The organism is Methylotenera sp. G11 (genome assembly GCF_000799735.1).
Lineage (GTDB): Bacteria > Pseudomonadota > Gammaproteobacteria > Burkholderiales > Methylophilaceae > Methylotenera.
In genome coordinates, this window is the sequence record NZ_JUHH01000001.1 from 2,079,012 (window position 1) to 2,104,655 (window position 25,644).

Sequence of the window (25,644 nt, forward strand, 5' to 3'; positions counted from 1 at the left end):
GTGCTTCTTTAACTTTTAATTTGGTAAAGTTGTTTCAGGGTGTCTTCGAGTTTTGCGTGTTCATCGCCATGTGACTGGTTGAGTGCGTGGCTGGGTGCATGCAGGAATTTGTTGGAAAGTGCGATGCTTAATGCTTCCAGCACTTTTTCCGGGCTTTCGCCTTTTTGCAGCTGTTTGAGTGCTTTTTCGGTTTCTGCCTTGCGCATGGCATCGACCTGGTCGCGCAGTGCTTTGATGGTCGGCACGGCATCACGTTTCTTGAACCACTGCATGAAGTTTTCAACGCGGTTGGCAACGATCGTTTCTGCCTCTATTGCCGCAATCTGGCGGTTTTCGATACCGTCCGACACGACCTGTGACAGGTCATCCACCGTATATAAAAATACATCATCCAGTTCGGCAACCTCATGTTCGATGTCACGGGGTACGGCAAGGTCCACCATGAAGATCGGGCGGTGGCGGCGCGCCTTGATCGCGGTTTCCACCATGCCCAGGCCGATGATCGGCAGCTGGCTGGCGGTCGAGGTAACCACGATATCAAAGTCGGCGAAGTGCGCAGGCAGGTCATTGAGCAGCATTGCCTGGGATTGAATGCCTTGGGACGAGATTTTCTGTGCCAGGTTGGAGCCGCGCTCGATCGTACGGTTGGCAATGGTCATGCTTTTTGGCTTCTGCGCGGCAAAATGGTCGGCGCATAGTTCTATCATCTCGCCGGCGCCGATGAACAGCACTTTCTGTTCGCCGATATTGCCGAAAATACGCTGCGCCAGCTTGACTGCCGCAGCAGCCATTGAGATTGAGTTAGCGCCGATATCGGTATTGGTGCGTACTTCTTTTGCCACTTCGAATGTGCGCTGGAACAGCTTGTGCAGCAATGTGCCCAGTGTGCCGGCATCCTGCGCGATTTTGACTGATTGCTTGAACTGGCCGAGGATCTGCGGCTCGCCCAGCACCATGCTGTCAAGGCCGGAAGCTACGCGGAATGCATGCTTGACGGCTTCATCATCAGGAAAGGTGTAAATGTAGGGGGCGATCGCGTCTTTCTCAAGGTGATGGTATTGCGACAGCCAGTCAAGCGCCTTCTGGGGGTCGTCAGTGCTGCAGTAAAGCTCGGTGCGATTGCAGGTAGACAGGATCGCAGCCTCGGATGCGCCGTTTTGTGTCAGCTCATGCAAAGCGCTGCCAAGAAGTTCGCTATCAAAAGCGACATGCTCTCGGATCTGGATGGGGGCGGTCGTGTGGTTGACGCCTATGACGTATAACTGCATGAAAGTTTATCAGCTCATTACGGGTGTTTTGATATTCCGCTATTTTACCGCGATTGCCAACTATTTGCCTGTGTGTTGATCTGTTTAAGATAATGCGTCGATGGATTTTTCATGCGTAATTTTGAGGGATTGGCTTATGTTAAGCAAGAAGCTTCATCTTATTACTGAAAAATAAGGTTAAAATAACACTTTAAATTTGTTAAAAATATTTTAATTTGATGGACATCGCCATGGATAAAACTTTTAGAATTGCCCCTAGTATTCTTTCTGCAAACTTTGCCAAACTTGGTCAAGAGATTGAAGATGTGATTACCTCCGGCACAGACATTGTGCACTTTGACGTAATGGATAACCACTACGTGCCGAACCTGACGATTGGCCCATTGGTCTGTGACGCAATCCGTGAAACATCAAAAAAAGTAGGCGCGCTGATCGACGTGCACCTGATGGTCAAGCCGGTAGACCGCATCATCCCTGACTTTGCCAAAGCGGGTGCCAACATCATTACATTCCACCCGGAAGCTTCCGAACATATCGACCGCAGCCTGAGCCTGGTGCGTGATTCAGGCTGTAAATCCGGCCTGGTATTCAACCCGGCAACACCGTTGAATTACCTGGACCATGTGATGGATAAAGTGGACATGATTCTGCTGATGTCAGTGAACCCTGGTTTCGGCGGCCAGAAATTCATCCCGGAAACACTGGAAAAATTGAAACTGGCCCGCGCCCGCATCGATGCTTATTACGAGAAAACCGGCCGCCAGATCTGGCTGGAAGTGGATGGCGGCGTGAATGCGCAGAATATCGCTGAAATTGCCCGTGCCGGTGCCGATACCTTTGTAGCAGGCTCTGCGATTTTTGGTGCAGGCCGTGATACGGACCCTAACCGCTATAACACGGTAGTGAGCGAGATCCGCGCGTCACTTGCAACCGTTAAATAACAAAACCTCTGTCAAGGCGCCAATCAATGGCGCCTTGCTGCATCTATCGTTCTAAAAATTCGGTTTTAGAAAATTTAAGTGTTAAAAAAATAAAGAGCCATGGCTTTTCATGTCAAAGCCGTCATGTTTGACCTTGACGGTACACTGGTACACACAGCGCCTGAAATCGCAGCTTCCATCAACAAAATGCTGGTCGAGCTGGATTTTCCTGCCCTCCCGCACGCCCTGATAGAACACTATATCGGCGAAGGTGCGCAGACGCTGGTCAGGCGCTGCATCACGGCCAACACCCGGAGTGAGCCTGATGCCGCATTGCTGGAGCGTGCGCAGGCTTTGTTTTTTGCGCATTATGCTGATAATGTCACGCTGAGCAGGTCCTATGACGGGGTGATCGAGGCGCTTGCGGTTTTGCAGGATAAAGGCCTGAAGCTGGCGTGCGTCACCAATAAGCCCGAGCGGTTCACGCTGCCGTTGCTGGATAAAAGCGGGCTGCTGGATTTCTTCGAAATCGTGGTTTCCGGAGATACTTTAGTTAAAAAGAAGCCAGACCCTATACAACTGCGTTACATTTGTGCAAAATTCAATGTGCTGGAAGCGGAATCGATGTTGGTTGGCGATTCGCTGACCGATGTAGCGGCCGCGCATGCGGCAGGGTGCTACATCGTGACTGTTTCGTATGGGTATAATCAGGGCAAGCCCATAGATCATAGTCTGGTAGATGATACGATCGCCAGCCTGGCTGATCTGGCAGGCCTGTTAACTTAAAAAAACTTATAAAACATAACTTCAAATATGAAAGCATCAGATCATAATTTTCGGGCGCATTTTTCCAGCGAGGTTTTTCGTTGGCGTGGCTCTTGGCGAATCTAGTTGAAAAGGTGCGCCATGCGCGCATCCATTACGCCGGCAGCTTAACCGCAGGCCGATTAAAAAAATTATGATGAGAAAGTTGTAGGAAGTTTATGTTCAATACAATCAACCAGGCAGAGTTCAATAGCCTTGCTGCGCAGGGTTATAACCGCATTCCGCTCGTGCTGGAAACATTTGCAGACCTGGATACCCCGTTATCTTTATACCTGAAGCTGGCAAACCAGCCCTTCTCCTATTTGCTTGAATCCGTACAGGGCGGTGAGCGCTTTGGCCGCTACTCGATTATCGGCTTGCCGGCAGAAACGCGCATTGTGGCAAACGGCAGGAATGTGCAGGTCATTAAAGGCGGTGCAGTCATCGAAACTGCCGAAGATGTGAATCCGCTGGATTTCGTAAAGGCTTACCAGTCGCGTTTTAAAACGCCGCCTTATGAAGGTTTGCCGCGGTTTACGGGTGGCTTGGCCGGTTATTTCGGTTATGAAACCGTGCGCTATATTGAAAAACGCCTGGCCAATACAAGCAAGCCTGATGCGATCCAAACCCCGGATGTCCTGCTGATGGTGTCAGAACAGCTTGCCGTGGTCGATAACCTGAGCGGCAAACTTTATTTCATTGTGTATGCCGATGCCGGTGAGGCCAATGCCTACGAAAAAGCACACGCTACGCTTGATGCCTTGCTGAAAATGCTTAAAAAAGCAGTGACGATCCCGGATACGCTGCCTACTGATAAAACGGAAGCCGTTTCCGAGTTCGGTGAAGATAACTTTAAAGCCGCGGTCAAGCGTGCGCAGCAGTATATCCTGGATGGCGATATCATGCAGGTGGTGCTGTCACAGCGCATGTCACAGCCATTCTCTGCCTCTCCTTTATCGCTGTATCGCGTGCTGCGCAGCCTGAACCCGTCACCCTATATGTTCTACTATGATATGGGCGACCATCACGTGGTAGGCGCTTCGCCGGAGATTCTGGTGCGTCTTGAAAATGGCACCGTGACGGCACGCCCGATTGCAGGTACGCGTCCGCGCGGCAAAACACGTGAGCAGGATATCGCACTGGCAGAAGAGTTGCTGGCTGATCCTAAAGAACGTGCAGAACACGTGCAGCTCATGGATCTGGGGCGCAATGACGTGGGGCGCGTTGCGGTAACCGGTTCGGTAAAAGTGACTGATAACATGATGATCGAGCGTTATTCGCATGTGATGCATATCGTGAGTAACGTCGAAGGCAAACTTAAACCGGGGATGGACGCGATCGATGTGCTGAAAGCAACCTTCCCGGCCGGTACGGTAAGCGGTGCGCCTAAAGTGCGGGCGATGGAAATCATCGATGAACTTGAGCCAAGCAAACGCGGCATTTATGCAGGCGCTGTCGGCTACCTGGGGTTTAATGGCGATATGGATGTGGCGATCGCGATCAGGACCGGTGTGATCAAGAACAATATGCTGCACGTACAGGCAGGGGCTGGCATCGTGGCCGATTCTGTTCCACAGAGTGAATGGATCGAAACCCAGAATAAAGCGCGTGCGGTGTTGCGTGCCGCTGAGTTAGTGCAGGCAGGACTGGACGTCAATACAAAGTGATGTGATGCAGAACCGCCCTACGCCAGATCAACTTTTAACGCTGAAATCACTGGCGTTCAGGTTTACTGTGGTTGCGCTGGCGTATTACCTGACGGCCAGGCTGGGTTTGATGGGGCCTTATAAAGAATCCATCGTTACCTTGCTCTGGTTGCCTACCGGAATTGCTGTAGGCGCCATTATCCGTTGGGGCTATGTCAGCCTGCCGGCTGTTTTTGTGGCGGCTACTTTTGTAGAGTTCTATTTGGGTTTACCCGCCGCTGTTTCGCTGAGCATGGCTGCTGGCAATACCCTGGCACCGCTAGTGACAGCCTATCTTCTTCGGAAAGCGCACTTCAATCACAGCCTCGCCAAGCAGCGCGATATCCTGCTGATGATCCTGTTCTCGCTGCTGGGCATGCTGGTCTCCTCAATCGGCGGCGTGCTGAGCCTCTATCTCGGCGGCCAGATTACGACTGATGCTATATCGAGGATATGGTTTATCTGGTGGATGGGTGACAGTGTGGGCGTATTGCTGGCATTGCCATTGATACTGCATATCAGCAAAAAAAGCTTTATCGCCAATGTTCCCCAGAGTTTCCGGCTGTTTGCCTGGCTGCTGTTTTTCGCCGCCTGTGAGTTTGCGATTGTTAACCTGGTGAATGACCTTAATAAACAGTTCCTGCTGACGGCATTCCTGATTTTGCCGGTGCTGATCTGGGCTTCCATGGCGTTTGGTGTGGTGGGCGGTTCCATCGTCGTGATCAGCCTGTGTACGATCGCCGTATGGTTCACCTCACAGGGTTACGGTACATTTTACAGCGTGGATGTTGGCGAAGGCCTGTTTTCGCTGTGGACTTTCATGGTCACACTGGTCATGACCATGCTGCTGATTTCAACCCTGCAATCCGGCAGGAATGCTGCGGAAAAGGTTTCGCGTGAAAATGAAAGGAAGCTGCGTTCAGTGATAGACGGTGCGCTGGACGCCATTTTAACGATTGATAATTCCGGCAGGCTGGTGGAATTCAACCCGGCTGCAGAGCGCATGTTCGGCTATCAGAAACAGCATGCGCTCGGCAAAACGCTGTCTGAAGTCATTATCCCGCCCCGGTTGAGAAAATCGCACGAAGAAGGATACAAGCGATTTGTCCAGACCAATGAGAAGCATCTCTTTAACCAGCGTGTCGAGCTCCAGGCAATGCGCTCGGACGGTACCGAGTTTCCTGTTGAGTTGACTTTGACCGCTTTGAACGAAGACGGCCTGTCTCTGGTGACCGGGTTTATCCGTGATATTTCGGAGCAAAAGAAAGCACGGCAGGAAATCGAGAATTTTGCTTACTATGACGTGCTGACCGGATTGCCCAATCGCCGTTTGCTGGTAGATCGTTTTCAGCATGCGATTCTGCTAAGCCAGCGCGCCAACACTTATAGCGCGCTGATGTTTATCGACCTGGATAATTTCAAGACGCTGAACGATACCAAAGGCCATGATATAGGTGACCAGCTGCTGATGGAAGTGGCGAAAAGGATCCAGATCACACTGCGGGCCGGTGATACGGTTGCCAGGCTTAGCGGCGATGAGTTTATCGTGATCCTGGAGGGTCTGAGCAGTAACCTCAGCCATGCCTACCAGCAGGCAAGCGATGTGGCGCAGAAGCTGCTGGAAAGGCTCAATGCCAGCTACCACTTGGGGTTGTTTGAATTCAATACCAGCGCCAGCCTGGGTGTGACATTGTTCAAAGATGAGCAGCTTAGTGGTTTTGAGGCGCACCTGCGCCACGCAGATGCTGCCATGTATCAGGCCAAAGCTGCGGGCCGCAATACTTACCGTTTTTATGATGAACTGATGCAGGAGGGGCTGGATAAGCGTTTTGCCCTTGAATCCGCATTGTCTTCAGCGATTAAAAGCAATGAGCTGTACCTTAATTACCAGAGCATCGTTGACGCAGAGCAGAATGTCATCGGTGCGGAAGTGCTGCTGCGGTGGGGGCATCATCGCTTTGGGGAGATCCATCCGGCAGAATTCATACCAATCGCCGAGAAGAATAATGAAATCATTAAAATCGGCCACTGGGTGCTGCAGCAGGCCTGTGAACAGATCAAGGCATGGGAGCCCCATCCTGTACTCGGCAAGATCAGGCTGTCCGTTAATATCAGTGCAAAGCAGTTCCTGTATATCAATTTTGTAAAAGAACTGCGTGAGATCATTACGGTGGCCGACATCGACCCTGACCTGCTTAAGCTGGAGCTCACGGAAACGGCTGTGATTGATAACATTGATGATGTGATCAGCAAGATGAAAGTGCTTAAAAAAATGGGTATCAGGGTGTCGCTGGATGATTTCGGCATCGGGCACTCGTCATTGGTGTACCTGAAAAAACTGCCGGTTACCCAGATCAAGATCGACCAGTCATTCGTGCACGATGTGCTCACCGATACCAATGATGCCGCGATCATCAAGATGGTACTTGCGGTGGGCAAGACTATTCATTGCGATATCGTCGCCGAAGGGGTTGAACAGCTGGAACAGTTTGAATTGCTGAAAAAATTCGGATGCCACTATTTCCAGGGTTATTATTTCAGCAAGCCGCTGTCGGCCTCTAATTTTGAGTATCTGGTCACGCATGGCAGATAGCCGCCGCTGGGCATGCGCCAATAGTTAGCTGTCCATTGCCGTCTTAGCGACCGCTGAACCAATCCCCTGATTTCCCACCGTGTTTCTCGATGAGTCTGATGTCGCTGATCATCATGCCGCGGTCGGCCGCCTTGCACATGTCGTAAATTGTAAGCAGCCCTGCGCTCACGGCAGTCAGTGCCTCCATTTCTACGCCGGTTTTACCGTAGGTTTCCGTGGTGACCGTGCATAGTATGCTTGATGCGGCTTCGTTAACATCAAAGCTCACCGTGACGTGGGTGAGCGCGATCGGATGGCATAGCGGAATCAGGTCGGAGGTTTTTTTGCTGGCCTGGATGGCGGCAATGCGCGCGATGCCAAGCACATCGCCTTTTTTGCTGCTGCCTTGCAGGATGAGTGCAAGTGTTGCAGGCAGCATGCTGATGGTGCCGCTGGCGATCGCAATGCGATGGGTTTCGGATTTCTTGCCCACGTCAACCATGTGCGCCTGGCCGCTGGCATCAAAATGCGTGAGTGTCTGCTGATGGGATGTCATGTGGGTGCGAGGCCTGAGTGAATGTATACGGAAGTCATATTTTGAAACATTTTTCGATGAACTGAATGGCTACAAACGTTATCATAGCAACAATGAATTTAAAATTAACAATTATTATTCTGGCGATAGCCTCAGTGCTTCATGTTTCTTATGTGTCCGCAAACGAGTTGCCGGATCTGGGTGATGTGTCCGCAACAGTAATGTCACCGCTGCAGGAGCAGGCGATTGCTGAGCAGATCCTGCGTGAAGTCGCAGTCAGCGACGATGTGCTGAATGATGTGGAAGTGACGGATTATTTGCAGGCGCTGGGTGCCAGGCTGGTTGCAAACGGCCCGGAGAAGCAGCAGAAGTTCAATTTCTTCGTGGTGCAGGATAGGTCAATCAATGCGTTTGCGATGCCGGGTGGCGTCATCGGTGTGCACACGGGCCTGATGCTGGGCGCCAATAGCGAGTCTGAGCTGGCGAGTGTGCTGGGCCATGAAATCGGCCACGTAACGCAGCGCCATCTGGCGCGTATGCTGGCCTCGCAGAAGACCGACACCTTAAAGAACATTGCCGGGATCGCATTGGCACTGCTGATGGCGCGTGCCAATCCGCAGCTGGCTTCAGGTGCATTTACTACCGTAAGTGCAATTGGTGTGCAGAGCCAGCTTGACTATACGCGTGAACATGAGCGTGAAGCTGACCGTATCGGCTTGCAGATTCTGGACAGCGGTGGTTTTGATGTGCGTGGCATGCCCAGCTTTTTTAATACATTGCAGCGCGGGTCGCGCTTTGCCGAGGGCAGCACTCCCAGCTTCCTGCGTACGCACCCACTCACAACCGAGCGTATTGCAGACGTGACTAACCGGGTAGAGCAGATGCCGTACCGGCAGGTGACTGACAGTATTGAGTTTCACCTGGTGCGTGCAAAACTGCGCGCCACTTATACGACGCCTGAGGCTGCGATTGGCGTGTTCGAACAGAATATCCGTGAGCATCGTTACAGCAATGAAGCGGCGGAGCATTATGGGCTGGCTGTTGCCCTGCTGCGTAAGGGCGCGTTTCCACAGCTTGAGAAAGAGCTGGCCTGGCTCAAGAAAAACGCACCGCAGCATGCCATGATAGAAAGCTTATCCGCAAGGATGGAAGTCGCCAGAAACAACCCGCAGAGTGCCGCAGCCAAATATGCATCTGCACTTGCACGTTATCCGGATAACCGGGCACTGATTTATGGTTATGCCGAGCATTTCCTGGCGATCAAGCAGCCGGATAATGCCATACGGCTGGTTTTGTCGAAACAGGCCCGGTATGTGGATGATGCGTATTTTTACGATTTGCTTGCGAAGGCCTATACTATGCAGAACAAGGTGTTACTGAGCCACCAGGCGCAAGGCGAAGCGTATTACAGAAAATACGATCTTGCCCGGGCCATCGAGCAGATGGATCTGGCAGCCAAGGCCAATGACGGCGATTTTTACCAGATATCCATCGTGGAAGCGCGCCTGAAGCAGCTAAGGCAAATGCAGGGTGACGATAAAAAACCGAAATCTTAAAGGCGATACAGCTTACAAGTCGGTACAATTTGAGGGTGAGTACGATGCAGCGCAGGAATTTTTTATTGGGTGTGGCAGCATTTATCGCGCTGATGCCGGCCAGGGTGCTGGCAGCACTATGGAATAAAGCGGCATTTGAGTCGGTGCGGCTGGATGATGCCAGCAGGAAGCTGGATATAAACACGGAAATCCCGAGTGCGGATATTCAGATCATTGCACCTGACCGTGCAGAGAATGGCGCAATCGTGCAGGTGGAAGTCAAAAGCGCTATCGCGAATACCGAAGCGATTGCGATATTCGTAGAGAAGAACCCGACACCGCTGATTGCCAATTTCATTTTCAGCAATGGCGCCGAACCTTATGTCGTGACGCGCATCAAGATGGCGGAAACCTCGGACATTAAAATAGTGGTGAAAGCAGGCGAGCGCTATTTTACCGCGGCTAAGAATGTGGTCGTGCTTGAAAACGGCTGTGGTTGACAGTTTGAGGCTTGTATATGGATAACATGAAGATGCGTGCCCAGCTTAAGGGCGATGTGGTTGAAGTCAAAGTGCTGATGAGCCACCCGATGGAAACCGGTCGCAGAAAAGACGATTTTGACAGGCTGATTCCTGCCCATTTCGTGCAATTGCTGACAGCCACGCTCAATGGCAAACCCGTACTCGAAGCGCAGTGGGGCACCGGTATATCCAAGAACCCTTATCTGACCTTCAGGCTGAAAGGCGCAAAGGTCGGTGATATTGTAGCCGTGACATGGCATGATAACCATGGTGAAACTGCAAGCCAGGACATCGCCGTTACGCAGGCCTAACTGGCGGGTAGTCAAGATACGCAGGTGAATGGCGTGGGCAATAGTGCCTGATTTTGCATATGCCGTGTTGTAATGGTGGTAACCTGATCGACTGCATTTAAGCGATCCGCGGCATTGGATGCGGAAGATGGTCGCTCCTTTGTTGATAAGTTATATTTATCAATATAATTAAAATGATATATTGTACTTAATTTTATAACCTCTCTATAATTCGAGTCATGGATTTATAGAACATTTCATCAACCACAGATTTTTTAATCAATATAAGGAAAAAATTATGTCATTAATTAATACCGAAATTAAACCGTTCAAAGCCCAGGCTTTCCACAATGGCAACTTTATTGAAGTGACTGACGCAAGCCTGAAAGGTAAATGGTCTGTTGTAATTTTCATGCCGGCTGCATTTACTTTTAACTGCCCGACAGAAGTTGAAGACGCTGCTGATAACTATGCAGAGTTCCAGAAAGCGGGTGCAGAAGTTTATATCGTGACCACCGATACCCACTTCTCACACAAAGTATGGCATGAAACTTCACCGGCAGTAGGTAAAGCAAAATTCCCATTGGTTGGCGACCCTACACACCAATTGACACGTGCATTTGACGTGCATATTGATGAAGAAGGCCTGGCACTGCGCGGTACTTTCGTGATCAATCCGGAAGGCGTGATTAAAACAGTGGAAATCCACAGCAACGAAATCGCGCGTGATGTAAAAGAAACCCTGCGCAAGTTGAAAGCTGCGCAATTCACAGCCGCTAACCCAGGCCAGGTATGCCCGGCTAAATGGCAGGAAGGCGCCAACACGATCACGCCTTCACTGGACTTGGTAGGCAAGATCTAAATAACGGCTTTTTAATGATTTGCCGTCCCCGGGTCAAAAGCCTGGGGGCGCATCCCGATACATAGCTTTATCCATAAGATAAAGCTATTTTTTTCAAAAATTCAGATAGCAAAGAGATTAACCATGGCATTAGATACCACTATCAAAACTCAGCTTCAAACCTATTTGCAAATGCTCAGAGAGCCGATCGTGCTGGCTGCTTCACTCGATGACAGTGCCGGTGCGAAAGAGATGTCAGCCCTGCTGGAAGAAATTGCCGCTATGTCTGACAAGATCACGCTGACGCATGAAGATGATGCGCGTAAACCATCATTTGCCGTGAAACGTGCCCCTGGACACAAAGACGCTGCAAAGGGAGTGGGTATTCGCTTTGCCGGGATCCCAATGGGGCATGAGTTTACATCATTGGTGTTGGCCTTGCTGCATGTAGGCGCGCATCCGCTTAAACTGGAAGCAGAGAAAATCGCACAGATTGCCGCGCTTGAAGACAAATTCCACTTCGAGACCTATATTTCGCTGAGCTGCCACAACTGTCCGGAAGTCGTGCAGTCTATTAATTTAATGGCCGTGATTAACCCGAACATCACGCATGTCATGATCGATGGCGCTTTGTATCAGCAAGAAGTCTCCGATCGCAATATCATGGCCGTGCCGACCATTTACCTGAATGGCGCAGAGTTCGGTGCCGGCCGTATGGGGGTGGATGAAATCCTGCCTAAGCTGGATAAAGGTGCAGAAGCCCGCGAAGCGAAAAAACTGGATGCAAAAGAGGCGTTTGACGTGCTGGTGGTAGGCGGTGGCCCTGCCGGTGCATCTGCGGCGATTTATGCTGCACGCAAAGGCATTAAGACCGGTGTGGTTGCCGACCGTTTTGGCGGCCAGGTCATGGATACGATGGCGATCGAGAACTTTATTTCTGTTAAGGAAACGGAAGGGCCAAAACTGGTCGCGGCGTTCGAGGAACATGTCACTTCGTATGGAGTGGATGTGATGCGCCTGCAACGTGCACAGTCATTGAACGCACCTGCTACCGGCTCCGGCCAGCTTATCGAAGTGAAGCTCGAAAGCGGCGCAACGCTCAGAAGCAAGGCCGTGATCGTAGCCACCGGTGCGCGCTGGAAAGAGTTGAATATCCCCGGTGAAAAAGAATACCGCGGTAAAGGTGTCGCTTATTGCCCGCACTGTGACGGCCCTTTGTTCAAAGGTAAGCATGTAGCCGTCATCGGTGGGGGTAACTCCGGAGTTGAGGCTGCAATTGACCTGGCTGGTTTTGTGAGCCATGTGACGCTGCTGCAGCACAGCAATAAGCTGACGGCGGATGCAATTCTGCAGAACAAATTATTCACATTGAAAAACGTGACGGTGATCCTGAATGCAGAAACGACGGAAATCACCGGTGCAGATCAGAAAGTAAATGGCCTGGTCTACCGCGACCACGAAACCAAGACACTGCATACAGTTGAACTGGCTGGGGTGTTTGTGCAGATCGGCTTGCTGCCGAATACCGATTGGCTCAGAACCAGCGGTGTAGAGTTAAGCAAGTTCAACGAGATCGTGGTGGATGCCCACGGACAGACTTCGTTGCCAGGTGTATTTGCAGCAGGCGATGTGACAACCGTGCCTTATAAGCAGATTATTATTGCGATGGGTGAGGGTTCAAAGGCTTCGCTGGGCGCATTTGATTACCTGATCAGGCAGTAGTGACCGGGCAACTGCCAGGATGTAATATTATCCAAGTGTAATATTATCAAGGTGTAATATTGTCAGGGTAGCAAACAGGAAAGCGGTGGAATATTCCACCGCTTTTTTTATGGTGTGAGCCCATGGTTCTGGGCTATGTGTGGACTTTATTTGGTTTTGCAGGTATTGATCCCTAAAATACTGTAAGCCGGGCAGAAATTCAGCAGGCCAGTAGCCAGCGCTGCAATTCCAATCCATGCCCATGCCGGGCCGTTTGCGAACAAAACCCAGGCAATCAGGGCTAGCCCTGCAGCAATACGCACGATACGATCTACACCGCCAACATTTATTTTCATCAATGTGCTCCTTGGTAGTCAGGTGGAATTGCAACTTTACGCCTAAATTGGCAATAGCGGCAAACTGAGCGTTATAGCAGCGGTTTAATCGGTGTCAGCTGATAAAGCCTTACCCGGCTCATATCGGTTTCAATGGCGGCTTGTCATCCAGTGATGCCCAATACAGGCCAGCTAAGCATCAAAGCCAGGCATGCCATGAGCACATGCCGTGAGCAGGCGGGACTTTTTCATATCAGGAATCCTGTGCGCAGATGCTTAAAGCTACGGCCTCTGCTACCTTGATGCCATCAACCCCTGCCGACAGGATGCCGCCGGCGTAGCCCGCACCTTCGCCGCATGGATATAAGCCTCTGGTATTGATGCTCTGCAGTGATGCTTCATCACGCTTGATGCGAATAGGGGAGGAGGTGCGTGTCTCTACACCTGTGAGTACGCCATCGGCCAGGTCAAAGCCTTTGATCTGTTTTGCAAATTCAGGAATTGCTTCACGCATGGCTGTGATTGCAAATTCAGGCAGGGCGGTATCCAGGCTGGTCAGATGCACACCCGGTGTGTAAGACGGCATGACTTCACCGAACTTGGTTGAAGGCCGGTTGGCGAGAAAATCACCGATCAGCTGGCCAGGCGCATTGTAATTGCTGCCGCCAAGCACAAAGGCATGGCTTTCAAGCTGACGCTGCAATTCCATGCCTGCAAGCGGGTGACCGGGGTAGTCGGCTTCTGGCGTAATGCCGACAACAATGCCGGCGTTGGCATTGCGTTCGTTGCGTGAGTACTGGCTCATACCGTTGGTCGCCACGCGGTTGGGTTCTGACGTGGCCGCCACCACCGTGCCGCCGGGGCACATGCAGAAGCTATAGACCGAGCGTCCGTTCCTGGCATGGTGTACCAGCTTGTAATCAGCCGCCCCCAGTTTTGTCAGCAAGTCCTCACTATAGCTCTTGCCGTATCTGGCTCTATCGATCAGTGATTGCGGATGCTCGATACGGAAGCCGATGGAGAATGGTTTGGCTTCTATGAAAATGCCGCGTTTATAGATCATCTCAAAGGTGTCGCGCGCGCTGTGTCCTACGGCCAGCACCAGGTGTCTGGTTGCAATTCGCTCACCGTTTTGCAGTATGACAGCCTGTACCTGGTTCAGGCCGTCCGGGTCCTGGCTGAGCTCAATATCATCGACGCGGCTTCCAAAGCGGATTTCCCCGCCAAGCCCGATAATGGTGTTGCGCATTTCCTCTACCATACCCACTAATCTGAAAGTACCGATATGCGGGTGGCTGACGTATAGGATTTCTTCCGGTGCGCCGGCTTTTACAAACTCCTGTATCACTTTGCGGCCATAGTGTTTGGGGTCTTTGATCTGGCTATACAGTTTGCCGTCGGAGAATGTTCCGGCGCCGCCTTCGCCGAACTGTACGTTGGATTCCGGGTTCAGTTTGCTTTTACGCCACAGGCCCCAGGTGTCTTTGGTACGCTCGCGCACCGCTTTGCCGCGCTCCAGCACGATAGGCCTGAGGCCGGATTGTGCCAGGATCAGTGCGGCAAAAATGCCCGCCGGACCGAAGCCGATCACAACAGGGCGCGGCTTGTCCGATGAGGTGTTCTGGGTGACGTACTTGTATTCGGTATCAGGAGCCGGTTTGATGTGTGCATCTTTACGGAATTTAGCGAGAATCCTGGCCTCATTCCTGACCGTAACGTCCAGGCTGTACACATACAGGATCGCGTGGGATTTGCGTGCATCGACGCCGCGTTTGAAAATTTCGAAATGCACGAGGTCGCTGGCGGGAATCTCCAGCCGTTTTAATAGCGCGGCTTTGATTTCATCGGCCTGGTGGGTGAGTGACTGCGCGTTTTCGACCGGCAGTTTGATTTCGGTAATGCGTAACATATTGGGTCTCCGGATAGTATTTATCTATCATTTAAAGTGTTTATCTGTCGGAGTCATCTGAAAATACATTTTCTGTCTTCGCAGGTCGGTTTTGCGGAGATGTCCTTAACGGGTGTACGGGTACAATCTCATCCACAATAAACGCATTTCCAGGCGACGCTGGTGAGTGGCGGTGCATCAGTAAATCTAAGTCATCAGTTTCAAAGTCCTGAATTTAATTGTAATAACTTTTTAAGCAAGGGTACGGTCACCGGTTTTTTCTCGGTCAGTGACCATTTGTCCAATGCGTTCAATACCGCCATCAGCGTCGGCAGGTCGCGGCGTAAATAACGCAGGCAATAATCAACCACTTCATCCGGCAATTTCATGCCGCGTTCTTTGGCGTGCGTTTTGAGTGCTTTCGCTTTTTCTTCATCCGAGAGCGGGTGCAGCTGGTAGACCAGGCCCCAGGCCAGGCGGGTGGCCAGGTCATCGCGCAGCCCCATTTGTGTTGGCGCTGCATTGCCGCTGGTCACCAGCATGCCGCCAGATGCGCGTAGCTGGTTAAACCGGTTGAACAAGTCAATTTGCGCTTCTTCATCCAGCGTATGTACATTATCGGCAACGTGCAGCGGCAGGTCGTGTTCGGCTGCTAAGCGTTCGCAGGCTTGCAGTAGATGGCTTTTTCCGCTGCCATCAACACCCCACAGGTAGATGAAGTTAACGTCGGCTATGCCGGATAACAGCATTTTCAAGCTGTGCAAAGCTTCCTGGTTGCTGCCGGCAATAAAGTTATCAAGCGTGGCGGGCGCCAGCGGCTGAATGTCTAAAAGTAACTGTCTCAAACCAAATTAACCATTGTAAAGATTGCTGGAAAGGTAATGCTGTCTTGCGTGCCGGAAGCCAACGGCAATGGCCGCGGAAACAGGCAGCGCCAGCAGGACGCCGCTAAAGCCGAACAGTTGGCCGCCAGCCATCAGGGCAAAAATCACGACTAGCGGGTGCAGCCCAATGCGGTCGCCGACCAGGTAAGGGGTCAGCAGCATGCTCTCGACTATCTGGCCGAGGCCAAACACGATCAGGATCGGCACCAGGTCATGCAGGCTGCCGAATTGCAGCAGGCCGGAAAGCGTAGCCAGCCCAAGGCCTAGGCCAATGCCCAGGTACGGTACAAAGCCCAGCAGGCCGGGAAGCACCCCGATCGGCAAGGCAAGCTCCAGTCCGGACAGCCATAAGCCTGTGGCATAAAACACGCTCATAAGCAGCATGACCGCAAGTTGACCGCGCAGGAATTCAGCCAGCACTGCGTCGATATCGCCGGCGATTTCCACGGTTTTTGCCAGCATCTTCCTGGGCAGTAAATGATTGATTTTGGCAATGATCACGTTCCAGTCCACCAGCAGGTAGAACAGAACCAGGGGAATCAGGATCAGGTTAGCCAGCCAGCCTATGATTGCGAGCCCATGGCTGCCGATGCCCAGCGCGACCTGTTTGGCAAAGCTGCCGGCGGTTTGCCAGTTTTCGGTCACGACTTGCTGGATCTGTGCGTAATCAATGTTAAGTGCAACGCCAAAGTGCTCCAGCAGCCATGGTTCCAGGAAATTTTTTGCCGTGTTGAAATAGACCGGCAGTTTTTGCGAGATCAGCAGGAATTCTTTTTGCATCAACGGCACAACAATCAGCAGCATCATGACCAGCAGTGCGGATAAAAGCAGCATCACGATCAGTGCTGCGATGGTGCGGCTTGGGCTGTAGCTGAATCTTTGATTGAAAAAAGAGAAGTTCAGGGCATCAATCCTGTTCACCAGCGGGTTGGTGATGTAGGCCAGGATGGCCGCTATCAGGAATGGTGTAAGTATCGGACTCAGCAGGTAAATCAGGCCGCAGACGACCAACCCGGTAATCCACCAAAGGTAATGCGTACGGTTATTCATCAGCTAAGTTCACCATTTTGTTTTTTTATAGTATTTAGATATGCCCGAAATTTCGGTTAATCAGGCATTTCAGTTAAAATAGCGACATTCTGAATATTGCATTGGCCGGATTTAAATCCAGCGCAGATGCTGATGGCTATTTTGCGGTCATTTTAGCCGATTTTTTAATATGCATAGCAATCCTGTGCATATTAAAAAATCAACTAAACTGCCACGTAAACGACTTTATTATCATCACGCGCCCTCATGCAATATCCAGAATGATCACGACAGAACATACTTTTAGTAGAAAGCGAGAACGGACTTGAGCGCCAATAATTCAGATAAAACTTCTATCAGCTACCGCGATGCAGGGGTAGATATTGAAGCGGGCGATGCCTTAGTTGAGCAAATTAAACCTTTTGCCAAACGCACGATGCGTCCGGAAGTGCTTGGCGGCATCGGCGGTTTTGGTTCTTTGTTTGCGGTACCGCAAAAATTCAAAGAGCCGATTCTGGTTTCCGGTACTGATGGCGTGGGCACTAAGCTCAAACTCGCTTTTGAATTGAATAAGCATGACACCGTAGGTATCGACCTGGTAGCGATGAGCGTGAACGATATTCTGGTGCAGGGTGCCGAGCCACTGTTCTTTCTGGATTACTTTGCCTGCGGCAAGCTGGAAGTCGGCGTAGCCGCGCAAGTGATTAAAGGCATCGCCCAAGGCTGTGAGCAGTCTGGCTGTGCCTTGGTAGGCGGCGAAACTGCTGAAATGCCGGGTATGTACCCGGCCGGTGAATATGACCTGGCAGGTTTTGCGGTGGGCTGTGCAGATAAATCCAAACTGATTGACGGCACGACGATTGCTGCCGGTGATGTCGTGCTGGGCCTGGCTTCGAGCGGCGCACATTCCAACGGTTACTCACTGATCCGCAAGCTGATCGAAAAATCAGGCATTGATTTTGAATCGGATTTCCACGGCAGGAAATTCAAGGATGTGGTGATGGAACCTACACGTATCTACGTGAAATCATTGCTGAAACTGATTGAAGCCTTGCCGGTAAAAGGCATGGCGCACATTACCGGCGGCGGCATTACCGAGAATATCCCGCGTGTGCTGCCGGCAGGTTTGACTGCTGAAATCAGGGCCGATGGCTGGCAGCTGCCGCCATTGTTCCAATGGTTGCAGGCGCAGGGCAACATTGTGCCGAGCGAACTTTATAAAACATTCAACTGCGGCATCGGCATGGCAGTGATTGTGGCAAAAGAGCATGTGGCGCAGGCGAAGCAATTGCTGGAAGCCTCCGGTGAGACCGTGTTCGAAATCGGCCATATCCGTGCCCAGAATGCAGGTGAAGCACCGACGATTGTCGTTTAACCGATTAGCCTTGTAATGAAACGCCACGTAACGAAACCTCTGCTGGCGCGTTAGATTGATGTGTTTCTTAAATTAAAGGAAATCTTGTGTTTAATCACATCAAAATATTTACATTGTTTAAACTACTAAACCTGGCAGTTCTGTTGTCGGCAACATCCGTGATGGCAGAACAGGCGGCATTATCAAATGCCGCCATGCCTAAACGCATTCAGGCTGTGTACGAAGTGACAAAAAATGGCCAGCCGTTTGCCAAGGTTCACGAGCAGTTCATTGTCAGCGGCACTGGCTATAAGGTCGAGAGTGTTACCAAAGGGATCGGTGTTTATGCGTTGTTTGGTGAGCGTGTATTGACCAGCAGCGGCGAAATGACGGCGCAAGGGCTGAAACCTGTTCATTTCGAGCTGCGCCAGGGCGATAACCCCAAGAAAGCCGTGCTGGCAGATTTCGACTGGACTAAACAGAATCTGCGCCTGACGGTTAAAGGCAAGCTGAAAGAAGCGCCGCTCACAGCAGGCACCCAGGACCTGGCAAGCTTCGCTTACCAGTTCATGTTTCTGGCCAAGCCGTTAAAAGGTGACATCACGGTAACGCTGACCACCGGCAAGAAACTTAACCAGTATCAATACCATATCAATCCTGAAACTGAAGTGATTACCAGCGCGGGCGTGCAATATAAAACCCAGCACCTGGCGCCACCGGTACAGGATACACAAGAGACCAAGGAACTGTGGCTCGCTGCCGATTATCACTATGTACCTGTAAAAATCCTGATGGTGGATGATAACGGGCAGAAGCTGGAACAGACACTGACCGAGTTGCGTATGGAGTAGATGAGAGTTCTGCACGGTCAATTTTCAACTAAAATCCATCGACTGCGTCATTCCCGCCTCCGCGGGAATGACGGTTTTAGAAAACTCTGCTGAAAGTTGATGTATTTTTTGTTTCGTGCAAAAGCCTCGGAATGTTCTGTTTTGTAACAGCTGTAATTAAAAAATTAAAGAAATTTTACGTAAAGAAAATCAAATATGACGCCTAATCTGATCCGCCAAGCTGCTGTGGTTTTATCTAATCTGCTGACATTCAGCAGCCCTGCGGACGCTAAATTAAGCGAATTCTTTCGCAACAACAGGGAGCTAGGTACCAAAGAGCGTGCATTTGTTGCGGAGAGCGTGTACGGCGTTCTGCGCCGCCTGCGTTTTCTGAGTACGGTGACGGCCAATGAAGAAGATGATCCGGATGATGCGCGCAAGCTGATCCTGGCTTATCTGCTGCGCGTGCAGGGCATGAGTATCCGTGAACTGGAACCCATGCTCAACGAACAGCAGAAAGAGTGGGCGCACATGATCAAGGCAAAGTCTACCGAGAATCTGCCGTTAGCGGTGCAGGCCGATGTGCGTGACTGGCTGTGGGACAAACTCGTTGCCCAATATGGCGAAAAGGATGCGCTTGCGATTGGCCGCAGCATGCATGAGCAGGCTACGCTGGATCTGCGTGTGAATACGATCAAAGGCAACCGTGATGAGGTGCTGGCAAAATTCATCTCTGAAAACACTTCCGGCGAGACGAATATCAGCAGGACACCTTATTCCCCTATCGGTATCCGCATGCCTAACCGCATGAATATCGGCCGCCATGTATTGTTTACGGAAGGCAAAATCGAAGTGCAGGACGAGGGCAGCCAGCTGCTGTCATACCTGGTGGCACCTAAACGCGGCATGATGGTTGCGGACTTCTGCGCGGGTGCCGGTGGCAAGAGCCTGGCAATCGGCGCACTGATGCGCAACACCGGCCGTCTGTACGCGTTTGACGTGTCCGAGAAGCGCCTGCATAACCTTGGCCAGCGCCTCAAGCGCTCCGGCTTGAGTAATATGCATGCACAAGTGATCAGCAGCGAGACCGACCCTAAATTGAAACGCCTGAATGGCAAGTTTGATCGCGTGCTGGTCGATGCGCCATGCAGCGGTTTAGGTACCTTGCGCCGTAACCCTGATTTGAAATGGCGCCAGATGCCGGAAGATGTTGCCGAGCTGAATGTGAAGCAAACCAATATTCTGGCGCGTGCCGCCAAGCTCACTAAAACCGGAGGTCGCCTCATTTATGCAACCTGCAGCCTGCTCAATGACGAGAACGAGAAAATCGCAGAACAGTTTCTGGCGACACATCCGGATTTCAAATTGTTGAATGCCGCAGAGATTCTGGCACAGCAGCATATTGAGCTGGATACCGGCAATTACCTGAAACTGCTGCCGCATCTGCACAATACCGATGGCTTCTTTGCCGCGGTGTTCGAAAAAACACAGGCCGTACATGAAGCCGGCACAGATCAAGCTGATACTGAAGCGAGTGCAGTACCTGCACAGGTTGAGGGTGCAGCAGTCGAACCTGCCGTGATGGCTGAGGCTGACGAAGCTGAGCCAAAAGCGGCGAAGCCTAAAACAGCCAAACCGAAAACTGACAAACCAACAGTTGAAAAAGCAAAGGCCGTAAAGCCTAAAGCTGAGAAACCAAAAGTCGCCAAAGTTAAAGCTGCTAAACCTAAAGCGGCAGAGTAATTAAATAGCTTATGAAGCTGCCTGGCCTGAATACACAGATTCTACTCGGCGCAATCTTCGGCGTTGCTGCCGGTGTGTATTTTCATAGTCTGGGCACTGCGCATCCGTTTGTGCAGACCGGGCTGTATGCGTCCGGCCTGGTTGGCACGCTGTTCATTGATCTGCTTAAAATGATCCTGATCCCGCTGGTGTTCTGCTCTATCACTGTGGGTATCGCCAACCTGCGTCAGCACCGGCAGATGCACCGTGTCTGGGTGGCCACCCTGGTGTTTTTCATGTTCACGATGGCAATTGCCATCACCTTGGGTATGGCTGCCAGCCTTTATTTCAAACCCGGTGCCGGTGTTGAGATCGCAATGTTCAGTGACGCGATGCGGAATTTCTCTGCCGCGCAGATCAGTCCGTCCGAATTCGCGACCCAGTTTCTGCATGGCTTGTTTGTAAATCCATTCAAAGCCCTGAGCGAGGGCAATGTGCTGGCTGTCGTAATATTTGCCCTGTTTCTCGGTATTGCGTTAGTCATGGGCGGGGAGCGCTATCGGAATATACTGGTTTTATTGCAGGAAGCCCAGGAGATCACGATGCGTATCGTTGGCTGGGTGATGGTGCTGGCGCCGTTCGGCATCATGGCTTTGCTGATTAAATTGGTCGCGACACAGGACACCGCAATGATAGGCACGCTGGCTAAATTTATGGGCGTGGTAACCGGTATTACATTGCTGCACGGTGTCGTGATCCTGCCTTTGCTGTTGTATCTGATCACAGGCACAACACCACTGGCATTCTGGCGAGGCGCACGAGAAGCTTTGATTACTGCATTTGCCACCAGTTCCAGCAATGCGACGCTACCCATTACCATGCGCTGCACCACCCGGAACCTGAAAGTCAGGCCAGAGATCGCAGGGTTTGTCGTGCCCCTGGGAGCTACGGTTAACATGGATGGTACAGCCCTGTATGAGGCCGCTGCCGCATTGTTTATTGCCAACCTGGTTGGCGTTGAGCTGAGTTTCGCCCAGCAGCTGATCGTGTTCTTTACAGCAATGATCGCCGCAATGGGCGCTCCCGGCATCCCCAGTGCCGGCATGGTGACCATGGTCATGGTGCTGCAGTCGGTGGGATTGCCTGCCGAAGCGATTGCCATCCTTCTGCCAATAGACCGGCTGCTGGATACCCTGCGCACTACCGTGAACGTACAAGGCGATATGGTGGGCAGCCTTGTAGTGCAGAAACTCGCCGCCGCGCCTGAAGCCTGATGATGCCTTCACTATTTTTCCGGCCTGCCCTGGCAGCGGATTCAGCCAGCATTGCCGCACTGGCGAATAGTGCGTATCGCGGCGATACCAGCCGGCAAGGCTGGACCACTGAAGCTGACCTGCTTGATGGCTTGCGTACTACGGCCGCAGAAGTGCAGCATCTCATCGAATCTGAACACTGTGTGATCCTGCTATGCATGAACGGCAATGACCTGATTGCTTCAGTCTGTCTTGAGAAAGAGGCTGATGCGGCACATGTCGGCTTGTTTGTGGTGAACCCTGCCATGCAGGGCCTGGGTGTAGGTAAGCAACTGCTCACTTATGCTGAAAGCTATGCTGTGCAGCACTGGTCGGTGAAAAAGTGCTGCATGCATGTCATCACGCTGCGCCATGAGCTGATTGCTTTTTATGAGCGGCGCGGCTACCGGCGCACCGGTATGGTTAAAACATTCCCCGTTAATCCCGATATGTGGCAGCCTAAAATGACCGGCCTGCAACTGGAGCTGCTTGAAAAACCGCTCTGATTATCAGGATCAGGGGTGAAATCTTTTAGCCAGGCTTACCCTTTTGGCTTCCCATTTTTCCAGGCCGTGCATCACCAGGGAGTAAGCGGCCGGCACCACGACCAGTGTCAGCAAGGTGGATGAAACCATACCGCCGATGATGGCGACCGACAGCGGCTTGTTGGTCTCGGAACCGGCACCAAGGCCGAGGGCGGCCGGCAATAGTGCCAGGATGATCGTCAGTGAGGTCATCACCACCGGGCGCAGCCTGATCGGGCAGGCTTCCTTGAGCGCATCATCAATACCTGTTCCCTTATCGCGCAGCTGATTGGTCAGATCCACCAGCAGGATCGAGTTCTTGGCCACCAGGCCGATCAGCAGCACCAGCCCGATCATCGAGAACATGTTGAGCGTATCGCCGGAGATCAGCAGTGCAATGAGGCCACCTATGATCGCCAGCGGCTGCGCGAGCATGATGATGAATGGCTGTATGAACGAATTGAACTGACTGGCCAATACCATGTAGAGCAGGATAAAGGCTAGCAAGAATACGAACTGGATATTTTTAAAGGTTTTCCCGAATTCCTCTGCCTGCCCGACCATTTTGATATTGTATTCGGCAGGAACGATTCTGGCGGCAGTCGTTTTTACGAGGTCAACGGCGTCACCCAGCGGCATGCCCGGATTGGCATAAAAATTTGCCGCATACTGCAGGTCGTAACGCCCGATAACGGCAGCGCCAAGCTCAGGTACGAAGCTGGCTACCGCATCCAGGCGCACCAGTTGGCCATTGCTGCTGCGCAGGAATATCTTGCGCAGGTCTTCGGTATTTTTCAAGTCCGACTCATGCGCTTTCAGGCGAATGTCATAACGCTGGCCGTCGCCGTTCTCATCATTGTATTTGGCTACGTTGATGCCGCCCGCATAAAGGCTGACTGCGGTCGTAATGTCGGTAGCGTTCAAGCCTAGGGTTGCTGCACGCTCCCGGTCTATTTTCATGTTGAGCTGCGGCAGGTCCAGCTGTACATCCAGATCGACTTTACCCATGTTCGGGTTGCTGCTGAGTGAGTCCTGCAGCAGTTTTGAAATTCGGCCGATTTCCTGCAGGTTGCTGCCGGTCAGGTTGAATTGCAGTTTTTCCGAGCGCTGGCCGCGCACCACCGAAGCTCCGGTGGGGATCGCACGCACCCCGGGGATCGTGTCCAGTTCTTTTTTCAGGTCCTTGATTAAAGCCTGCTGGCTCTTGTTGCGTTGCTCTTTCGGTTTCAGGCGTACGTTGACGTTGCCTTGGTTGACTTGTCCGCGTGAGCCGGCGCCGATGGTAGAGTAAAAACTCTCCACTTCATTCTTGTGGCCGGCAATGATGGCTTCGATCATTCTCATGCGTGAATCGGTGTACTCCAGGCTGGAGCCGAGCGGCGTCTTGACCGTAATGCTGAAACTGCTTTCATCGGATTCAGGTACAAAATCCTTTTCTACGTACTTGAATGAAAAATAACCGCTGAACAGCACGAATGTCACGGTGATCAGCAGCACCAGGCCGCGGTGCCGCAGCGAAACGAACAGCAGCTTCTTATAGACGTTATCCAGCGATCCCAGTACGTTACCGATAAAACCGTAAATCCTGTTTTCATGATGATATACGGAAAGGTAACGTGAGCAGAGCATGGGCGTGAGCGTCAGTGAAACAAACAATGATGCAAGTACGCCGAACGTCACGACCACCCCGAACGAGTTAAAGAACTTACCTACCATGCCATCCATGAAAATGACCGGTGCAAAGATGCATACCAGAGAGAGTGAGGCGGCGGTCACGGAGAAAGTCACTTCCCGGGCACCGTTCAGGGCGGCACTGATCGGGTTGGGGTCGATGTGTTCGCGATGGCGGTAGATGTTTTCAAGCACTACGATGGCGTCATCGACCACCACGCCTATCAGCAGCAGTAGCGCCAGCAGGGTCATGGAGTTGAAAGTGAAGCCTGAGAAATACATGACGGCAATCGCCGCCAGCAGCGAGACCGGTATTGCCGTGGCGACAATCAGCGTGGAGCGTATGGAGCGCAGGAAGATGAAAACGATTAGGGCGGCCAGCAGCGTGCCTTCTACCAGGTGTTCTTTAAGCGATGCAACGAGCTGGTTAATGAAAATCGAATCGTTGGTGGATATTTCCAGATCCATGCCCGGAGGCAGGTTGGGGCGGATGTCCTGTTCAAGGCGGCGTTCGACCTCGCGGATGATGTCAACCGTGTTGGCGTTTGCGATCTTGACCATGCCCAGGCCCACGGTAGGCTTGCCGTTGTAGCGGGCGATCTGGCGGTTGTCGGTGATGCCATCCTCTATAGTCGCGATGTCCTTGAGGCGGATGGAGACCCCCGCATTGGTTGCAACAATCAATTCACCCAACTGCCTGACGTTATGAAACTCCATATCCAGCTTCAGCAGCTGTTCTGATTGCGCGCTTACCAGGAAGCCGCCCGGCAACTGTATGTGTTCGCGGTTGAACGCCGAAATCAGGTCATCTGCCGTGACCTTATAGGCAGCCATCTGTTCCGGTTTGATATTGACACGGATGACGCGGTCGCGGCGGCCGCCGATCGTCACTTCACCTACGCCGTTAATGGTCTCGAATTTTTTCTTCAGCACATTGTTCGCATATAGGTTCAGTTGCTGCAATGTACGGTCGCCGCTCAGCGCCAGCCAGATGACCGCCGAGGCATTGGTGTCAACTTTCTGTATGACAGGCGGGTCGGTATCGTTCGGCAGCCGGCGCAATACCTGGCTGACCTTGGCCTGCACCTCGTTATAGGCTACGTCAATGTCTTTATCCAGCGAAAACGTAATGGTGATGGTGGAAACACCGGGTGATGAGGATGATTGAATGTGTTCGATCCCCGGCGTGGTGTTGATGGCAGATTCGATGATACTGGTAATGCTGGTGTCCACCACATCCGGATTGGCGCCGCGCAGCGTGGTATTCACTACGATGATGGGAAAATCAATCGCAGGGATGCGGTCAATGCCGATGCGCTGGTATGAAATGATGCCGAACAGTACGATGACGCCTGACAGCATCCAGGCAAGAACATGGCGTTTGATCGAGAGTTCGGGTAGTGTCATGCGGCGGTCTTTGTATCAGGCAGTTTGAGAATCAGG

General features: G+C 51.9%; 21 protein-coding genes. 14 read left to right on the forward strand and 7 right to left on the reverse strand.

All coding sequences use genetic code 11. From position 1 onward, the window contains the following. Positions 1-8: 8 nt before the first annotated feature. On the reverse strand, positions 9-1,268 hold the full coding sequence (hemA, locus tag GQ51_RS09575; protein ID WP_047552322.1) for a glutamyl-tRNA reductase: 1,260 nt from the start codon (positions 1,266-1,268) through the stop codon (positions 9-11). Between the two features lie 230 nt (positions 1,269-1,498). On the opposite strand from hemA, the gene rpe reads away from it, so the two are divergent. The 4 genes from rpe (at position 1,499) to GQ51_RS09595 (ending at position 7,270) form a co-directional block, all read left to right on the forward strand. Further along, positions 1,499-2,209, forward strand: a complete 711-nt coding sequence (gene rpe, locus GQ51_RS09580) for a ribulose-phosphate 3-epimerase (protein ID WP_047552324.1) — start codon at positions 1,499-1,501, stop codon at positions 2,207-2,209. A gap of 99 nt (positions 2,210-2,308) precedes the next feature. Then, positions 2,309-2,974, forward strand: coding sequence for a phosphoglycolate phosphatase (locus GQ51_RS09585; protein ID WP_047552326.1), 666 nt, complete (start codon positions 2,309-2,311; stop codon positions 2,972-2,974). A 197-nt stretch (positions 2,975-3,171) separates the two neighbouring features. Next, positions 3,172-4,659, forward strand: a complete 1,488-nt coding sequence (gene trpE, locus GQ51_RS09590; protein ID WP_047552328.1) for an anthranilate synthase component I — start codon at positions 3,172-3,174, stop codon at positions 4,657-4,659. Positions 4,660-4,663: 4 nt separating this feature from the next. Beyond that, a complete protein-coding gene (locus GQ51_RS09595) occupies positions 4,664-7,270 on the forward strand; it encodes a bifunctional diguanylate cyclase/phosphodiesterase (protein ID WP_052177796.1) in 2,607 nt (868 codons plus the stop codon). Between the two features lie 43 nt (positions 7,271-7,313). Here GQ51_RS09595 and moaC read toward each other — a convergent pair whose 3' ends face one another. Beyond that, positions 7,314-7,805 carry a cyclic pyranopterin monophosphate synthase MoaC gene (moaC, locus tag GQ51_RS09600; protein ID WP_047552330.1) on the reverse strand — a complete coding sequence of 164 codons (492 nt, stop codon included), beginning with the start codon at positions 7,803-7,805 and terminating at the stop codon, positions 7,314-7,316. Between the two features lie 92 nt (positions 7,806-7,897). Here moaC and GQ51_RS09605 point away from each other — a divergent pair, with 92 nt between their 5' ends. From GQ51_RS09605 to ahpF, 5 genes are all read left to right on the forward strand, one after another. After that, the gene (locus GQ51_RS09605; RefSeq protein WP_047552333.1) at positions 7,898-9,340 is read left to right on the forward strand and encodes a M48 family metalloprotease; all 1,443 of its coding nucleotides are present in this window, start codon (positions 7,898-7,900) and stop codon (positions 9,338-9,340) included. Positions 9,341-9,384: 44 nt separating this feature from the next. Next, entirely contained in the window at positions 9,385-9,819 is a 435-nt protein-coding gene (locus GQ51_RS09610) for a thiosulfate oxidation carrier protein SoxY (protein WP_047552336.1), read from the forward strand. A gap of 17 nt (positions 9,820-9,836) precedes the next feature. Next, complete coding sequence (soxZ, locus tag GQ51_RS09615; protein WP_047552338.1) at positions 9,837-10,151, forward strand: thiosulfate oxidation carrier complex protein SoxZ; 315 nt, start codon at positions 9,837-9,839, stop codon at positions 10,149-10,151. A 277-nt stretch (positions 10,152-10,428) separates the two neighbouring features. After that, positions 10,429-10,992, forward strand: coding sequence for an alkyl hydroperoxide reductase subunit C (gene ahpC / locus GQ51_RS09620; protein WP_047552339.1), 564 nt, complete (start codon positions 10,429-10,431; stop codon positions 10,990-10,992). A gap of 123 nt (positions 10,993-11,115) precedes the next feature. Continuing rightward, positions 11,116-12,693: an alkyl hydroperoxide reductase subunit F gene (ahpF, locus tag GQ51_RS09625; protein WP_047552341.1), complete on the forward strand. Its 1,578-nt coding sequence runs from the start codon at positions 11,116-11,118 to the stop codon at positions 12,691-12,693. Between the two features lie 146 nt (positions 12,694-12,839). On the opposite strand, the gene GQ51_RS09630 is transcribed toward ahpF, so the two are convergent. From GQ51_RS09630 to GQ51_RS09645, 4 genes are all read right to left on the reverse strand, one after another. Next, complete coding sequence (locus GQ51_RS09630) at positions 12,840-13,028, reverse strand: YgaP family membrane protein (RefSeq protein ID WP_047552343.1); 189 nt, start codon at positions 13,026-13,028, stop codon at positions 12,840-12,842. Between the two features lie 232 nt (positions 13,029-13,260). Further along, entirely contained in the window at positions 13,261-14,916 is a 1,656-nt protein-coding gene (locus GQ51_RS09635) for an NAD(P)/FAD-dependent oxidoreductase (protein ID WP_047552345.1), read from the reverse strand. 200 nt (positions 14,917-15,116) lie between these two features. Next, positions 15,117-15,740: an HdaA/DnaA family protein gene (locus tag GQ51_RS09640; protein WP_047552347.1), complete on the reverse strand. Its 624-nt coding sequence runs from the start codon at positions 15,738-15,740 to the stop codon at positions 15,117-15,119. A gap of 6 nt (positions 15,741-15,746) precedes the next feature. After that, a complete protein-coding gene (locus GQ51_RS09645) occupies positions 15,747-16,829 on the reverse strand; it encodes an AI-2E family transporter (protein ID WP_047552349.1) in 1,083 nt (360 codons plus the stop codon). A 304-nt stretch (positions 16,830-17,133) separates the two neighbouring features. Here GQ51_RS09645 and purM point away from each other — a divergent pair, with 304 nt between their 5' ends. From purM to GQ51_RS09670, 5 genes are all read left to right on the forward strand, one after another. Next, a complete protein-coding gene (purM, locus tag GQ51_RS09650) occupies positions 17,134-18,183 on the forward strand; it encodes a phosphoribosylformylglycinamidine cyclo-ligase (RefSeq protein ID WP_047552352.1) in 1,050 nt (349 codons plus the stop codon). Between the two features lie 86 nt (positions 18,184-18,269). Then, positions 18,270-19,013, forward strand: a complete 744-nt coding sequence (locus GQ51_RS09655) for a DUF3108 domain-containing protein (RefSeq protein WP_052177797.1) — start codon at positions 18,270-18,272, stop codon at positions 19,011-19,013. Positions 19,014-19,208: 195 nt separating this feature from the next. Then, entirely contained in the window at positions 19,209-20,735 is a 1,527-nt protein-coding gene (locus GQ51_RS09660; protein ID WP_047552354.1) for a methyltransferase domain-containing protein, read from the forward strand. Between the two features lie 11 nt (positions 20,736-20,746). After that, on the forward strand, positions 20,747-21,988 hold the full coding sequence (locus GQ51_RS09665; RefSeq protein WP_047552356.1) for a dicarboxylate/amino acid:cation symporter: 1,242 nt from the start codon (positions 20,747-20,749) through the stop codon (positions 21,986-21,988). Positions 21,989-21,990: 2 nt separating this feature from the next. Further along, a complete protein-coding gene (locus GQ51_RS09670) occupies positions 21,991-22,512 on the forward strand; it encodes a GNAT family N-acetyltransferase (RefSeq protein ID WP_047554104.1) in 522 nt (173 codons plus the stop codon). A gap of 9 nt (positions 22,513-22,521) precedes the next feature. Here the strand turns inward: GQ51_RS09670 and GQ51_RS09675 are convergent, their stop codons facing one another. Further along, entirely contained in the window at positions 22,522-25,608 is a 3,087-nt protein-coding gene (locus GQ51_RS09675) for an efflux RND transporter permease subunit (protein WP_047552357.1), read from the reverse strand. Positions 25,609-25,644: the final 36 nt, after the last annotated feature.